Origin of the sequence: Mesorhizobium sp. M1163 (assembly GCF_040318415.1) — a bacterium.
Lineage (GTDB): Bacteria > Pseudomonadota > Alphaproteobacteria > Rhizobiales > Rhizobiaceae > Mesorhizobium.
The window spans coordinates 1-12,804 of the sequence record NZ_JAMYMF010000050.1; the positions used below are offsets into that span (position 1 = coordinate 1).

9 protein-coding genes are annotated in these 12,804 nt (G+C 61.7%); 2 read left to right on the top strand and 7 right to left on the bottom strand.

Features of this window, described 5'->3' with window-relative positions; genetic code table 11:
* Positions 1 to 122: 122 nt before the first annotated feature.
* The gene (locus NKH43_RS31855; protein ID WP_352861550.1) at positions 123 to 629 is read right to left on the bottom strand and encodes a hypothetical protein; all 507 of its coding nucleotides are present in this window, start codon (positions 627 to 629) and stop codon (positions 123 to 125) included.
* Between the two features lie 181 nt (positions 630 to 810).
* Between NKH43_RS31855 and NKH43_RS31860 the strand changes: the two genes are divergently transcribed.
* Positions 811 to 1,203 carry a DoxX family protein gene (locus NKH43_RS31860; RefSeq protein WP_352861534.1) on the top strand — a complete coding sequence of 131 codons (393 nt, stop codon included), beginning with the start codon at positions 811 to 813 and terminating at the stop codon, positions 1,201 to 1,203.
* Positions 1,204 to 1,207: 4 nt separating this feature from the next.
* Here NKH43_RS31860 and NKH43_RS31865 read toward each other — a convergent pair whose 3' ends face one another.
* Together NKH43_RS31865 and NKH43_RS31870 are read right to left on the bottom strand one after the other, a co-directional pair.
* On the bottom strand, positions 1,208 to 3,652 hold the full coding sequence (locus NKH43_RS31865) for a GcvT family protein (protein WP_352861536.1): 2,445 nt from the start codon (positions 3,650 to 3,652) through the stop codon (positions 1,208 to 1,210).
* Positions 3,653 to 3,731: 79 nt separating this feature from the next.
* Complete coding sequence (locus NKH43_RS31870; RefSeq protein WP_352861538.1) at positions 3,732 to 5,270, bottom strand: trimethylamine methyltransferase family protein; 1,539 nt, start codon at positions 5,268 to 5,270, stop codon at positions 3,732 to 3,734.
* 218 nt (positions 5,271 to 5,488) lie between these two features.
* Between NKH43_RS31870 and NKH43_RS31875 the strand changes: the two genes are divergently transcribed.
* Entirely contained in the window at positions 5,489 to 6,079 is a 591-nt protein-coding gene (locus tag NKH43_RS31875; RefSeq protein ID WP_352861539.1) for a transglycosylase SLT domain-containing protein, read from the top strand.
* 15 nt (positions 6,080 to 6,094) lie between these two features.
* Here the strand turns inward: NKH43_RS31875 and NKH43_RS31880 are convergent, their stop codons facing one another.
* From NKH43_RS31880 to NKH43_RS31895, 4 genes are all read right to left on the bottom strand, one after another.
* Positions 6,095 to 8,506: a dipeptide ABC transporter ATP-binding protein gene (locus tag NKH43_RS31880; RefSeq protein WP_023720871.1), complete on the bottom strand. Its 2,412-nt coding sequence runs from the start codon at positions 8,504 to 8,506 to the stop codon at positions 6,095 to 6,097.
* A 79-nt stretch (positions 8,507 to 8,585) separates the two neighbouring features.
* Entirely contained in the window at positions 8,586 to 9,743 is a 1,158-nt protein-coding gene (locus NKH43_RS31885) for an ABC transporter permease (protein WP_352482929.1), read from the bottom strand.
* A gap of 12 nt (positions 9,744 to 9,755) precedes the next feature.
* A complete protein-coding gene (locus tag NKH43_RS31890; protein WP_023720873.1) occupies positions 9,756 to 10,790 on the bottom strand; it encodes an ABC transporter permease in 1,035 nt (344 codons plus the stop codon).
* Positions 10,791 to 11,012: 222 nt separating this feature from the next.
* Entirely contained in the window at positions 11,013 to 12,665 is a 1,653-nt protein-coding gene (locus tag NKH43_RS31895; RefSeq protein ID WP_023720874.1) for an ABC transporter substrate-binding protein, read from the bottom strand.
* Positions 12,666 to 12,804: the final 139 nt, after the last annotated feature.

Sequence of the window (12,804 nt, forward strand, 5' to 3'; positions counted from 1 at the left end):
GGCTCAAAGGCCCAAAGAGGGGTCGGTCTCCCGTCCGCCACCGCACCTGCTTTCATAGCAGAGTCGGCAAGGAATAAGTTACAAGAGGGGCGCTGTCCCTCCAACCTTACGCTCTTTGAGAACTATTCCGGCGTCAGCACGGAAACTTTGAGATCGGGCTTCTTGGCGCCGCTGAGCTGGATGGTCGCCGGGCCGGCGGCTAGCTTGAAGCGCACGCTCTTGCGGATCCCCGGACAGGTTTTTATACCACTGAAAGCCGCCGACTTCACGGCTTTACCGTCCTGAACGACATCGATCCAAGCCTCATCAGACAGGCTGATCTGGAGCTCTCCCTCCGGGGGCGCGGCCACGCTCGCCGTCGCGCCGAATGTACCGGCTGCCGGCGCGCGTTCCGGCGGAACGGTGAAGCTGATCGTGCCGACCGGCGCCAACGCCACATCTGCAGCCTCGCCGACCGAAAGGTCAGCGCCGGACTGCGCGGCGGGCGCCGCCGCAAACAGGGCCTCCTCGCGCGTCACCGGCCATTTGAAGGCAGCACAGCCGGCATCGTCGGCCGTGGCGACGCTGGTGCCTGCAAGGATGGCGAATAGGCTGACGACGACTTTTCTCATGGCAAACGGAACCCACATGGTTTGGAGTGTCTGGATATCACTACAACTACAGCATTTAAAATACAACCCTGGAGAGAAAAATATTAAAAGGACGAGGAACATTTCCAATCACTGATTGTGGCTGGCGGGCCATGCGAAGTGAATGGTCCCCTGTCGGGCGATGATCTATGGCCGGTTCGGGGGTAAAATGGAGTCTTAGATGAAGCTTTTCGACGGTCTTGTCAGATATCAGCCGCAGGCTCTGGCCGCCTTGCGCATCATGACGGCGCTGCAGTTCATTGAGCACGGCACTCAGAAACTTTTCAATTTCCCCATCGGCGACCATGCCGGCACCCTGAGCGGGCTGTCGCTGACTGCGGCTATCCTGGAATTCGCCGGCGGCATCCTGCTGGTATTGGGACTCTTCACCAGGCCGGTGGCATTCCTTCTCAGCGGCGAGATGGCGATCGCCTATTTCATGGCGCACATGCCGCGCGACTTCTTCCCGGTCAACAATGGCGGCGATGCGGCGATATCGTTCTGCTTCATCTTCCTCTATCTGGTATTCGCCGGCGCCGGCGCATTGGCGCTGGATAACCGCCGCAGCGCCTGAAACCTCACCCACGCATCCGCTCGAAGTTCGCGTCGAACAGTGGGACCGGCTGCATGCGCGCAACATGGCGTTTGCCCAGAAGCTCGATCTCGAAACCGTCGGCTTCGTCGGCAATCTCTTTCGGCACATAGCCGATAGCGACGGATTTTTTCGAATGATGCGCATAGCCGCCCGACGTGACCCAGCCGCGCACGGCGCCGCCATGCCAGATTGGTTCGTCGCCGATGACGTCGGCATCGACAGCATCGACGACGACAAAGGCCCGCAGCCGCAGTCTGCCGCCTTGCTTGCGCTCTGCCAGCGCCGCCTGCTTGCCGATGAAATCGGCCTCCTTGGCATAGGCGACGAAGCGATCGAGGCCGGCCTCCAGCGGCCCATAGATCGGCCGGTATTCGCGCGCCCATGAGCCGTAATTCTTTTCCAGCCGCAATGCGTTGAGCGCTCGCGAGCCGAGCAGGCCGATGCCGAATTCTTCGCCCGCCGCCATCAGCGCCTGATAGGCGGCGCGCTGATATTCCGGCGCCACCCAGATCTCGTAGCCGAGATCGCCGGTGTAGCTGACACGCCCGACCAGACACGGCGCCATGCCGATGTCCATCTTGCTGATGGCCATGAACGGAAAGGCCGTATTCGACACATCAGATCGTGTGACCTTTTCAAGAAGGTTCCGCGCGCTCGGCCCGGCGATCGATAAGCCGGTGAGTTTTGCTCCCAGCGCTTCGATACTGACCGAGCCGTCCTTCGGCAGATGCGCTTCGAACCAGCGCATATGGTACTGCTCGGCGACGCCGGAGCCGGCCAGGAACCAGCCGTCCCTTTCCGAATTTGGGCTGCTGAGATTGGCTAGCGTGAAATCGCCAATCAGCCTGCCGTCTTCCTTCAGCATCGGCGCCAGCGTCATGCGGCCGAGCCTTGGCAGCTTGCAGGCAAGCAGGCGGTCGAGCCAGGCTGCAGCGCCCTCGCCCGTCACCTTGTATTTGGCGAAGCTCGAAATCTCCGACAGGCCAACGCCTTCTCGAACGGTCTTGACCTCATTTGCGACATGCTCGAAATCGCTCGAGCGCCGCCACGAGAACTCGTCCCTCACGCCTTCCGGCGCATACCACAGCGGCACTTCCAGCCCATAGGCGACGCCCCATTGCGCGCCTTTGTCCGACAGGAGATCATAGACCGGTGTGGTCTTGAGCGGCCGTCCGGCCGGTAGTTCCTCATTCGGGAAGCGGATCGAAAACCGCCGCGAATAATTCTCACGCACCTTGGCATTGGTGTAGGCCATCGTCGCCCAGTCGCCGTAGCGCGACACATCCATCGCCCAGATGTCGGCGCCGGGATCGCCCTCGATCATCCAGTTCGACAGCGCCAGCCCGACGCCGCCCCCCTGTGAGAACCCGGCCATGACACCACAGGCCACCCAGAACCCCGGCAGGCCGCGCACCGGCCCGACCAGCGGATTGCCGTCCGGCGCGAAGGTGAAGGGCCCGTTGATGATCTGCTTGATACCGGTGTTCTGGAAGGCCGGGAAATGCCGGAAGCCGACCTCCAGCGATGGCGCGATGCGGTCGATGTCGGGCTCGAGCAACTCGTGGCCGAAGTTCCACGGCGTCTGGAACTCGGACCATGGCTTGTTGGCCTTTTCGTAAGTACCCATCAGCATGCCGCCGCGCTCCTGACGCAGATAGAGCTCGCCATCAAAGTCGACTGCATGGATGATTTCCGTGCCGGTCTTCTGGTTCCAGGCGGCGACTTCCGGCATGTCCTCGGTGATCAGGTACATGTGCTCCATCGCCAGCACCGGCAGCTCCAGCCCGACCATGCGGCCGACCTCGCGCGCCCACAGGCCGCCGGCGTTGACGACATGCTCGGCCACCACCTCGCCCTTGTTGGTAATGACGCGCCACAGCCCGTCGGCGCGCCGCACGATGTCCTCGACCTTGGTGAAGCGCTCAACCTCGGCCCCAAGCTTCCTCGCGGCCTTGGCGTAGGCGTGGGTAACGCCGGATGGATCGAGATGGCCATCCTCCTTGTTGCGGACGGCACCGACGAACTGCTTGGGATCGAGCAGAGGCATCAGTTCGGCGGCTTCGGCCGGCGATATCTCCTCGAGCTCGATGCCGAGATAGCGGCCCTTGGCGACAACGCCGCGCAGCCAGTCGAGCCGCGCCTCGGTCGCCGCCAGCAGCACACCGCCGGTCAGATGCACGCCGGTCGCCTGGCCGGACAGTTCCTCAATCTCCTTGTAGAGCGAGATCGTGTATTTCTGCAGCTTGGCGACATTGGGATCGCCGTTGATCGTGTGCATGCCGCCGGCCGCGTGCCAGGTCGAGCCGGAGGTCAATTCATCGCGCTCCAGGAGCACGATGTCGGTCCAGCCGTGCCGGGCCAGATGGAACAGCACGGAGCACCCGACGACGCCACCGCCAATAACCACGACCTTTGCATGTGATTTCATGGGATTCTCGTCATTTCAAAGAGTTGGATGGGTTTCATGATTCTGGAAGAGAAGAAAATGAATCCGAGAAGAGTGGTGCTTAAGGCTCGCTCTGCCCGATCGCTTCCTTGCGCTTGGCCAGGTACGCCTCCAGCGCCTCGCGCCTGGAGATTTCCATCACCGGCTCGGCGTAGTCCTCCAGCGCCTTCTTCCACAGCCTGGTCGCACGCGACGTGGCGTCGAGCCCACCGGCCTCCTGCCAGGCCTCGTAGTTCTGCCAGTTGGACAGTATCGGCTGGTAGAAGGCCGTGGCGTAGCGCTCCAGCGTGTGTGGCTCGCCGAAGAAGTGGCCGCCGGTCGGAACCGCACCCAGAGCCTCGACGGCAAGCTCGGCCTCGTTGACTTCGATCGGGCGCAAAAACTCCATCATGTGCTGGATCATCTCGACGTCGATGATGAACTTTTCGAACGATGCAGTCAGTCCGCCCTCCTGCCAGCCGGCGGCGTGATAGACGAGGTTGCCGTGGCCTAGCACCGCGCCCCACAGCGCCATCAGCGTCTCATAGACGCCTTGCGCGTCGGCGGCATTGGAGGCTGAGCCCGGTGTCGTGCGATAAGGCAGCTTGTAACGCCGCGCCAACTGTCCGGACGCGATGTTCGCCTTGGTATTTTCAGGCGTGCCGAAGGCCGGCGCGCCCGATTTCATATCGACATTGGAGGTGAAGGCGCCATACATCACCGGCGCGCCGCGACGGACGAGCTGCGTCAGCACAACGCCAAACAGCGCCTCGGCATTCTGCTGGGCGAGCGCGCCGGCAAGCGTCACCGGGCTCATCGCTCCCATCAGCGTGAACGGCGTCACCGCCACCGACTGGCCGAACTCGGCCATCGTCATCAGCCCCTCGGCCATCATCTCGTCGAAGCGGCGCGGCGAGTTGACCGAAATGATCGTGGTGACCCCGGGATCGTCGCGCATCTCGTCAAGCGTCAGTCCGCGCGCGATTGCCATCATCTTGATGCCGTCGAGCGCCCTGCCACGGCCGATGGCCGAGACGTGAAAGCTTTTGTCCGTCAGCGTCAGATTGGCGAAATAGGTGTCGAGATGACGGGAATTCGCCGGCAATTCCACCGGCGCGCAGACCTGGTTGCCGAGCATGTGGATGCAGTTGAAATGCTGCGCCAGCCGGACGAGATCGGAATAATCGCGCAAATTGCCGGCACGGCGGCCGCGCTCCATGTCGTGCACATTGGGCGGCCCGGCGACGAGCGTGAAGTTGATGGTATTGCCGCCGAGGTGGACGGCATGGGCGGGATTGCGCGGCGTCAGCGTGTAGCTGGACCGCGTCGTCTTCAGCGCTTCCTCGATCATGCCGCGATCGATGCGGACGTTCATCGAGGCATGATCGACCTTGGCCCCGGCCTTCTCGAACAGTGACAGCGCCCGCGGGCTCATCACCTCAATGCCGAAATTCTCCAGGATATGTATCGACGCCTGGTGGATCGCCTCGATCTGGTCGGCCGACAGCATCGCCATCGGCGGATAAGGGTTTGTCACCCGCCTGAGCGGCAGTTGCGGGATGGCGGTGGGTCCCCTGTTGCTCGTTCGCTCGGCGCCGCGCTTGCGTCTTGGTTCGCTCATGCGGCGCATCAAAGCGCCGGCACAAAGATCGGGCTGTCAAGAATCCGCCACCTGCGGGCGTGATTTTAGCCAAGGCGCCATACCGGGAATTTCACATCGGTAAAAGCGACAACAAATGTCGGAAGGTTCATACTTGCTCAGCGCCAGCCAAAGCGGCCGATGAGCCGTTAAGGAACGCAGCAAGATTCCTTTTATGTTTTCGGCCTAATGCTCTTCCAATGCGTAGGTCGAGTTTTAGTAAAATTGTAGCGATTGCCGTGCCGCTGGCACTTTCGGCCTGCGCGACGCCGCCGAACCACATCAACGATGTCTGCGCCGTTTTCGACCAGAACGATGGCTGGTTCGACAACTGGCAGGCGGCCGCACAGCGCGCCGAGCAGAAATATGGGGTGCCAGTCCCAGTACTGATGGCGACGGTGCGCAAGGAATCCGGCTTTAAGAGCAATGCACGGCCGCCGCGCACCAAGCTGCTGGGTTTCATTCCCTGGAAACATATCTCCAGCGCCACCGGCTTCTCGCAGGCGCTCGACGGCACCTGGGCGCAATACCAGAACGAGACCGGCAGTTGGGCGGCGCGCCGCACCAGGTTTGCCGATGCCGTCGATTTTGTCGGCTGGTATCATTCCAAGACCGCCGACACGCTCGGCGTCCCCCGCAACGACACCTACAATCTGTATCTCGCCTACTATCTCGGCTGGAATGCCTATAAGCGCGGCAATCGCGGCGACGCCGAGGTGCAGCGCTATGCGCACGCCACCGAACAGATGGCGCAGGACTACGCCGCGCAGCTACGGCAATGCGCGCCCTAGCACATCAGCGGCATTTTAGCCGCCCTTGGGTCTGCGCGGCTTGCGCGTGGCGTTCTCGGCCTGGCGGCCGTCGCCGACTGTCGGCGGCGTGATTGGTGCCACTGCGCTATCGGCAGAGCTTGAGATGCCGCCGGTCTCTGAAACCTCGTCGCGAACCTCGTGACGGCGGGCTTTGGCGACCGCTTCGGCATTCTCCGCTGCCTGACCCTCGGCATCGGCTTCAACGCTGCCAGTCTTGCCATGCGGGCGCTTGGGCGGATCTCCAGCAAAGCCCGGGCCAACACCGTGGTTTGCATCATCCGGCACGCCCTCATTCGCCGCGTGTTCCTTGTCGAATTTAATCACCGGCTCCATTTTTGCCAGCACGTCGTCGGCCAGCCAGCACAGGCTCATATGACCGTCGCCGAGATTTTTGACCGGCGGCACCGTAGTTTCGCAAAGATTGTCCGGCACAAGTTTCTTGTAGCCGCAGCGCGTCTGGAACGGGCAGCCCGAGGGCGGGTTCATCGCCGACGGAATGTCGCCTTCGAGCACGATATGCCTTTTCACCACGCTGGTATCGGCAATCGGGATCGCCGACAGCAGCGCCTCGGTATAGGGGTGATAGGGCGGCGAAAATATCTGGTCGGTCGTGCCTTGCTCGACGATATAGCCGAGATACATGACGACGACGCGGTCGGCGATGTAGCGCACCACCGACAGATCGTGGCTGATGAACAGCATCGTGGTCTTGTTCTTGCGCTGGATGTCCATCAAGAGTTCGGTCACCGCCGCCTGGACGGACACATCCAGCGCCGAGACCGGCTCGTCGGCCACCACCACCTTGGCGTCGCCGGCAAAGGCCCGCGCCACGCCGATGCGCTGTTTCTGGCCACCTGAAAGCTGGCGCGGCTTGCGCGTCTCGAATGCCCTTGGCAGCTTCACCAGATCGAGCAGTTCCAGCATCCGCTTGCGGCGGTCGGCCACCGTGTCGCCGACATTGAACTTTTCCAGCGTACGGATGATCTGCGAACCGACCGAATGGCTGGGATTGAGTGTGTCGAACGGATTTTGGAACACCATCTGGATCGACGACACGGTGTCGACGCTGCGCTTCTCGATCCCGGTCGACTGGATTTCCTTGTTGCCCAGCTTCACGCGGCCGGAGCTTGCCGTTTCGAGGCCGAGCAACACCTTGGCCAGGGTCGATTTTCCGCAGCCGGATTCGCCAACGATAGCGACGGTCTCGGATTCGCGCGCCATGAAAGAGATCGTCTCGTTGGCCTTGACGACACGTCCTTCGCTCGAGCCGAACACTTCGCTGCCGCCGACTTTGTAGTACTTCCTGAGGTCTTCGATCTGGAGCACCGGCGCACCGGGCACCACGCGCTCGTTGACTTTCTTGGCGCCAGGCGGCAGCGCCTCCCAGTCGATCTCGTTGAAGCGTACGCAGCGCGAGAAATGCCCGTCATGGCCTTCGACCGCGATCATCGGAATTTCGGCGGCGTTGCAGACGCCCTCGACGAAATGGTGGCAGCGCGGGCCGAAATTGCAGCCCTTCGGCCGCTCGTGCGGCAGCGGCAACTGCCCCGGAATGGATATCAGAGGCCGCGAATTCTTGTCGGCGCCCGGCAACGGGATCGAGCGGAACAGGCCTTGCGTGTAGGGATGGCGCATCCGGTCGAAGACGTCCTTGATCTTGCCCGTCTCCACCGCTTCGCCCGAATACATCACCGTGATGCGGTCGCAGGTCTCCAGGATCAGGCCGAGATTGTGCGACACGAAGATCATCGAGGTCCCGAACTTCTCGCCCAGCCCCTTGACCAGATCGACGATACCGGCCTCAACCGTCACGTCGAGCGCTGTCGTCGGCTCGTCGAGCAGAAGCAGCGCAGGCTTCGACAGCAGCGCCATGGCAATGACGATGCGCTGCTGCTGGCCGCCGGAAAGCTGGTGTGGGTAGGAACGCATCATGCGCTCGGGATCCGGCAGCTTCACCGCGCGCACCATTTCCAACGCGCGTTTATAGGCTTCATCCTTCGATACCTTGTCGTGGATCAGTGGCACTTCCATCAGCTGCTGGCCGACCTTCATCGCCGGGTTGAGACTGGCCATCGGCTCCTGGTAGATCATGGCGATCTTGTTGCCGCGGATGGCGCGCAGTTCCTCGTCGGACAGTTCTCCCATGTCCTTGCCTTGGAACTTGATCTTTCCGCCGACGATCTTTCCGATGTTCGAGAGGTCGCGCATGATGCCGAGCGACACGGTCGACTTGCCGCAGCCGGATTCGCCGACGATGCCCATCGCCTCGCCGGGCATGACCGTGCAGGAAAAATCCATGACGGCCGGGATCTCTCCCTTGCGGGTGAAGAAGGAGATCGACAGGTTCTCGATCTCGATGATCGGCCCATTGGTCGGCTTGGCGGGATTTCGAACTGCCTCATTCATGGGTCGCTCCAATCCTTGTTCTGCAGGCATGTCGGGCCGAACCCGGCATCGATCTTTCCCGGTTCAATCTTTCCCGGCATCAATCCTTCATCGACTGTTCGCGCAACGAATCCGCCAGGAGGTTGAGGCCGAGCACGAACGACATCAATGCGATCGTCGGCGGCAGCGCCGGGTGGATGAAAGAGCGCAGCAGCCGGCTGGCATCCTTGATCGCCGTGCCCCAGTCCGGGCTTTCCGGCGCCAGCCCCAGCCCGAAATAGCCGAGCGTGCCGAGCAGGATCGTAGTGTAGCCGATGCGCAGGCAGGCGTCGACGATCAGCGGCCCGCGCGCATTGGGCAATATCTCCCACAGCATGATGTACCAGGGCGATTCACCGCGCGTCTGCGCCGCCGCAACATAGTCGCGCGTTTTGATATCCATGACCAGGCCGCGCACGATGCGGAACACGCCCGGGCTGGAGGCGAACACCACTGCCACGAAGATGTTGAGCTGGTTGGGATCGATGTGGATGATCTTGAACGGATCGGCGTCGAAGACAAGGCCGGCATAGATCCAGCCGCCAACGACCAACGTCAGGCCAAGCAGGATATAGAGGCGGTCGGGCCGGTTCTTGTAGCGCGTCCAGAACAGCACGCTGAAGAAGATGATCGGGAACAGGAAGAACAGCCCGGCCATCGCGTAGGGGATCGGCGTGTCCATGATGCCTGGCGTCACCAGGAGGTAGAACAGCAGGATCACCGGGAAGGCCAGCACCAAATTGGCGAGGAAGGAGAGCACCGTATCGATCCTGCCGCCGTAATAGCCAGCCGGCAGGCCGAGCGTGATGCCGACCATCAGTGCAAAGCCGGTTGCCGCCGGCGCGATGATCAGCACGATCTGGCTGCCATAGACCATGCGGGAGAACACGTCGCGGGCGAGCTTGTCGCCGCCGAAATAGTATACAAGCTTCGACGCCGGCTCGATCGCGCCCGGCAGCGCGTCCTTCATAATCGGCACCTGGGCGAGCGGATCGAAGGGCGCGACGGTCGATGCGAAGATCGCCGTGAACAGCCAGAACAGGCAGATGCCGACGCCGACGATGCCGACGCCGCTGTCGAAAAGCTGGCCGTAAAGGCCAAGCTTCTTCTTGTAGCCGAAGCTCGCCCCCATCACCAGGGCGAGAGCGATCCAGACCGGCCAGAAGCGGGTAAGCACGCCGAGTACGACGTTGAAGGCGCTGAGATATTCGACCTGCATCCGCCCGGTCTCCTATTGAACTCTGATGCGCGGATTGAGGAACGCGTAGCCGACATCGGAGATGAGCTGTGTGATCAGGACGATAAACACCGAGACCAGCGAGCAGCCGAGCAGAAGATCGATGTCGTTGTTGCCGGCCGCCTCGACCAGCGTGTAGCCGAACCCCTGGTAGCGGAACATCACCTCGACGATGACGACGCCGGTGAGCAGCCAGGGGAACTGCAGCATGATGACCGTGAACGGTGCGATCAGCGCGTTGCGCAGAGCGTGCTTTACCACCACGCTGCCGAAGGAGAGGCCCTTCAGCCGGGCGGTTCGGATATATTGCTGCGTCATCACCTCGACCATCGAGGCGCGGGTCATGCGGGCGATGTAGCCGATGCCGTAGATCGCCAGCGTCATCACCGGCAAGGTGAAATTGTAGAAGGTGATGCCCTGGCTGGCCGAGGCCGCCGAGCCGTTCAGCACGCCGAGCCAGGAGGCGAAGATGACGGTGAAGATGACGCCCGAAACATATTCGGGCGTCGCCGTCGAGGCGATCGACGCCACCGACAATGTGCGGTCGGTGCGTGAGCCCTCGCGCATGCCGGCAAGAATGCCGATCAGGAGCGAGACCGGCACCATAACCGCAAGCACGCAGAGCATCAGGATGCCGGTGGCGCTGAGCGCCGGAAAGAGTTTCGAGGCGACCGTCGTCTTGAATTTGGTCGAGCAGCCGAAATCGCCTTGCAGGATGCCGGAAAATGTCGGCACGACCGGATCGTTGCAGAAGGAGAAACGCTGCGCTGGCTTGCCTGTCGCCGGGTCGGTCACCGGCTGCTTGGGCACGACGCCCAGCCATTGTCCGTAGCGGACAAAGAAATTCTGCCGATAGCCATGATTGACCAGCCAAGCCTCGAGCTGCTCGGCCGATGTGTGCATTTCGGTTTGGCTGATCGCGAGCTTCTTCAGATTGGGCCCGAGATTGACCAGGAAGAAGACGATCATCGTCAGGCACAGCATCGTCAATGCCATGGTGCCGAGACGCCTGATAACGAAAGAAAGCATGGCGGTCCCCTGCCGGTCGGGTTGGGGGGGTGGAACCGGTTTGCAAGCCGTGCCCTGCCGCCAGCGGCAGAACAAGCCTTCAGACCAGTCCCAGATGCAATACCCTTTTTATTGCAGACCCCGGCCGAAGAGTCCGCAACTTTTTGCTGCGCCGACTTCCGGTCCAAGGACCATGCAACCAGCGAGAGAAAGGGGCCAGACGCCCCTTTCCGGATCGTCCGGTCAGGCCTGGTCGAGCCAGACCTTACCGTAGTCGCGCTCGAAGGTCGGGTGCATCTTGTAGTTCTGCACCGCCTTGACCGAATGGCTGTAGAGTTTGCGCCAATAAGGCTGGATGATAATGCCGGAATCCTGCAGGATCTGCTCGATATCCTTCATCATTTCCTTGCGCTTGGCGGCGTCGGCAACTGCCAGCGCAGCGTTGAGCTTGGCATCCCACTCGGGATTCGACCAAGCCGTCTCGTTCCAGGCTTCACCTGTGCGATAGCCGATCGCCAGAACCTGGACGCCGAGCGGCCGCATGTTCCAGTTGGTCATCGACAGCGGATACTTCGTCCAGTCGTTCCAGAAGGTCGAACCCGGCAGCACCGTACGCTTTACCTTGATGCCGGCGTCGCGCATCTGCGCGGCGATCGCATCGCCGGTGTTCTTGTGCCAGTCTTCGTCGACCGTGATCAGCTCGTGCTCGAAATCGGCTTGGCCGGCTTCCGCCATCAGCGCCTTTGCCTTGGCCGGGTCGCGAGCAACCTTCGGCAATTCGTAGTATTCCGGATGGATCGGGGCGACATGGTGGTTCTCGGCAACCGTGCCGGCATTGCCGTAGCCGAGCTGGAGGACGACAGCGTTGTCGACCGCGAGCTGCAGGGCGTTGCGAACCTTCTGGTCGCCGTAAGGCTTGTTGGTCACATTGGTGCGGCAGACGATCGTCGAGGCGGTGACGACCTCGGACTTCGCCAGGTCCATGCCGTCGAGGATCGACACATAGTCGGCCGAGGTTTCGAAATTGGTGTGCACTTCGCCAGCTTCGAAAGCGCTGACCATCGCCGCCGGATCGGTGCCGTAGTCGATGAACTCGATGCCGTCGAGGAAGACCTCGCCATCCCACCACTTGTTGTCTTCACGACGCTTGTAGACCACTTTCTGGCCGACATCGTAAGAGACCAGCTCGAACGGCCCAGTGCCGATCGGGCAGGACTTGAAGTCGCCGCCTTTTTCGTCGAACGTCTTGTGGACGATGAGGCCGGGATAGTCGCACACGTTGGGAATGAGGGCGATATCGGGCTTGCTGAGCGTCAGCTTGATCGTGTGGTCGTCGACCTTGGTCACCGCGCTCTCATCCAGCTTGTCGTCCTTGACCAGCGAACCGAGGCGACCGGGCATAGAATTGCCTTCGGCCTTCTTGTCGGCCCAACGCTTGAGGTTGAAGATGACGTCGTCTGCGGTGAACGGATCGCCGTTGTTCCAGGTGACGCCTTTGCGCACATGCAGCGTGTATTCGGTAGCGTCGTCATTCACGTCCCAGCTCTCCAGCAGATAGGGGCGGAATGTGTATTCGGTGGTATATTTGACCAGCGGCTCGAGCGCCTGACGCTCGGCATTGGCGATTTCCGACCAGTCGGACTTGCGCGGATCCTTCGGATCCTTGATCCACTGCGCGACCTTCAATACGCCGCCTTTCTTGCCCTGGACCTCTTCCGCCTTGGCCGGCGTGGGGTCTGCAAGGCCAAGCATGCCATATGCCATCGCCGTCGACGCACCGAAGACGCTGGCGAGAGCCAGAAATTCGCGACGATCCATCTTGCCTGCCTTGGCGTCTTCGGCCATGGCCAGGATGTGATCGGGAACGCGGTCGCCGTTACTCTTGTAGATCGTCATGACTAACTCCCATTGTTGGCTTTCTGCCTTTTAACATTCCGCATTCGCGCCATGATGTCAAAGACGGCACGGATTGGGAACATGCCAAGGAATGTGCAACTTTGAAAGCAGGGCGGTTCGCGCGATAACGACAGTCTTG

What these genes read in the sequence shown, in the direction of transcription:
- NKH43_RS31855 (WP_352861550.1), bottom strand. Translation starts at nt 629, where the DNA reads ATGTGGGTTCCGTTTGCCATGAGAAAAGTCGTCGTCAGCCTATTCGCC.
- NKH43_RS31860 (WP_352861534.1), top strand. Translation starts at nt 811, where the DNA reads ATGAAGCTTTTCGACGGTCTTGTCAGATATCAGCCGCAGGCTCTGGCC.
- NKH43_RS31865 (WP_352861536.1), bottom strand. Translation starts at nt 3,652, where the DNA reads ATGAAATCACATGCAAAGGTCGTGGTTATTGGCGGTGGCGTCGTCGGG.
- NKH43_RS31870 (WP_352861538.1), bottom strand. Translation starts at nt 5,270, where the DNA reads ATGAGCGAACCAAGACGCAAGCGCGGCGCCGAGCGAACGAGCAACAGG.
- NKH43_RS31875 (WP_352861539.1), top strand. Translation starts at nt 5,489, where the DNA reads ATGCGTAGGTCGAGTTTTAGTAAAATTGTAGCGATTGCCGTGCCGCTG.
- NKH43_RS31880 (WP_023720871.1), bottom strand. Translation starts at nt 8,506, where the DNA reads ATGAATGAGGCAGTTCGAAATCCCGCCAAGCCGACCAATGGGCCGATC.
- NKH43_RS31885 (WP_352482929.1), bottom strand. Translation starts at nt 9,743, where the DNA reads ATGCAGGTCGAATATCTCAGCGCCTTCAACGTCGTACTCGGCGTGCTT.
- NKH43_RS31890 (WP_023720873.1), bottom strand. Translation starts at nt 10,790, where the DNA reads ATGCTTTCTTTCGTTATCAGGCGTCTCGGCACCATGGCATTGACGATG.
- NKH43_RS31895 (WP_023720874.1), bottom strand. Translation starts at nt 12,665, where the DNA reads ATGACGATCTACAAGAGTAACGGCGACCGCGTTCCCGATCACATCCTG.